3 protein-coding genes are annotated in these 2,019 nt (G+C 43.2%); all 3 read right to left on the bottom strand.

The annotated features are described in order from the left end of the window. Positions 1 to 273: 273 nt before the first annotated feature. The 3 genes from A3761_RS20550 to A3761_RS20540 all read right to left on the bottom strand — a co-directional run bounded on the left by A3761_RS20550 (position 274) and on the right by A3761_RS20540 (position 1,504). Positions 274 to 558, bottom strand: a complete 285-nt coding sequence (locus A3761_RS20550) for a hypothetical protein (RefSeq protein ID WP_068553828.1) — start codon at positions 556 to 558, stop codon at positions 274 to 276. A gap of 136 nt (positions 559 to 694) precedes the next feature. Next, a complete protein-coding gene (locus tag A3761_RS20545) occupies positions 695 to 1,027 on the bottom strand; it encodes a Qac family quaternary ammonium compound efflux SMR transporter (protein WP_068553830.1) in 333 nt (110 codons plus the stop codon). A gap of 186 nt (positions 1,028 to 1,213) precedes the next feature. Beyond that, on the bottom strand, positions 1,214 to 1,504 hold the full coding sequence (locus A3761_RS20540) for a hypothetical protein (protein WP_068511499.1): 291 nt from the start codon (positions 1,502 to 1,504) through the stop codon (positions 1,214 to 1,216). Positions 1,505 to 2,019: the final 515 nt, after the last annotated feature.

The following is a 2,019-nucleotide window of genomic DNA, read 5'->3' as shown; positions in this document are numbered from 1 at the left end:
GGATAGGTTAACGCGTCGCGTTAGCAACCCACGAATACCAGCATGATCACCGTCGAAATTACTTGCTTCATCTGATGCGTTGACGCTTCCCTAACGGGAAGAATGTTAATTAAAAAGAAAGGCTCTGGCCGAGGTTCCGGCAGGATTTTGTGCGGGCCTCTTGACGTGGGGAGTCATACCAACGCTTTTATAAACGGCGCGCGTCTTTTTGCGCGTCCAGTGCAGGCCACGTGTTTTTGTGGCCGGAACGATGTTTGATAAACTTGTTAGTTGTCATTTTGCCCCAAAGCTCTCTAGTACTGGATAGTAATATTCTGCGACTACCAGCCCAGAAAAAATACACGCAAGCAGAACCCAGACATGCCATTCACGAACCCAGCTACCCTGTGCTTTTAACTCGACCAATTCTTCTTCGTTTTCACCGACAGAGGCAAGAGACATGAAAAGTTGTATACCCATAATACCAATGAGTATATGAATATAGGGCGTACCGAAAAACCAAGAAATTCCGTAGACCAAAACACACAAAATACTAAGTATTATTGCTACTCGTTTCATATCCCTACTTACAACTAACGCCTTGCACAGCGGAAACTGTAGTGTAGTGGCTTTGTGCAACAATGAGCGAAGCGAATGCACAAAGCCGCGGAGCGGAGGTTTTCCGACTGGTGCAACTTGTTAGATGCATACTGGACTAATGTGCACTGGTTTTTGAAAGCAAGTTGAGAACAACAACGCCACCAACGATTAAACCCATGCCAACATACCCCCAAAGGTCAAGTTTTTGCCCGTGCATGAACCATGCGATTAGAGTTACTAAAACTATGCCAAGCCCTGACCAAACTGCATATGCAATACCAACAGGGATTGATTTCAGAGTAAGTGAAAGTAAATAGAAAGCAGCGCCATAGCCAATAATAACAAGCAGCGATGGGGCGATTTTAGTAAAACCTTCACTAGACTTAAGACTGGATGTTGCAATTACTTCACAAATAATAGCAGCGGATAAGAATAACCAGTTTTTCACAGTTTTCTCCAATGTATATATTTTTCGAAAGATTAAACTAACCCTTTAAAAATGAACAGTCTTGTTCTTTTGGAGAGGCTGTGAGCACATGGGGCATCTAACGCCCAGCTAAACGGAGGAGTAACAATGGCGGCATTTTTGGAACAAAAATGATGCGATTGTTACGGAGTCCGTTTGAGCTGTTGGTTATGTGCATTTTTTCTTTGTTACTTTGATGTCAGTATAAGTATTCATGCAGCTAATACGCTGTTCAGTTTCACTTAGCTCTATTGAAGGCGGAATATCAAAGTGCAATCGTAAAGCTTCGAAGTTGATATCCTTGACCAAGTGACAAAAGTATCCCGTTCTGTTTACACCCCAAATATATTCGTTGGCAGACTTATTTCCTGAGCTAAGCAAAAACTCTACAACGAGGTTAAGATGGCTATAATCAGGTTCTCCTTTCTTAGGATACTCCAATATTTTTACTTTGCTCATTGCAAGAATTCCATTCATTAATACACATAACGCCGCCAGCAACGGCGAGCGAAGCGAGTCCAGCCCACGGCCCTTTGTGGGCGACGTTGGCTGGCCTGGTTATATTTTTCTTTCAATGATGAACCCTGACTCGTCACCACAATGAATATAAATTTCACCGTCACCTTGTAAAGGAGTAGGAAATTCAATTTTACCCCGACCACAAAGGTCATCACCCTCGCAAGTGCCTTGCCAGCTAAACTCAAGATAAGGTGTTCGGTGAGATACCCTAACATCGAGCCACCCTTTTACAGCACCAAAAACGAACTGGCCTAATCCATCTTCAGTAAACTCAAAATAACCGGGTTCATCGAGGTCAACGTAGTCTTGAGGCCAAGTTGTCATTGACTTAATTTTCCATCGGCCTACAAAATCGTGCACTGAATTCTCCCTGAAATATAACGCNNNCATTTGCGGGATGAGTTTTATGGCGACGTTTATGCGTTTCTTTGCATAAACGGTGACAGAAAACGAAG

Source organism: Oleiphilus sp. HI0123, assembly GCF_001635315.1.
The sequence above is the reverse complement of the archived record's forward strand: the minus strand, read 5'-3'. Positions and strand labels throughout refer to the sequence as shown.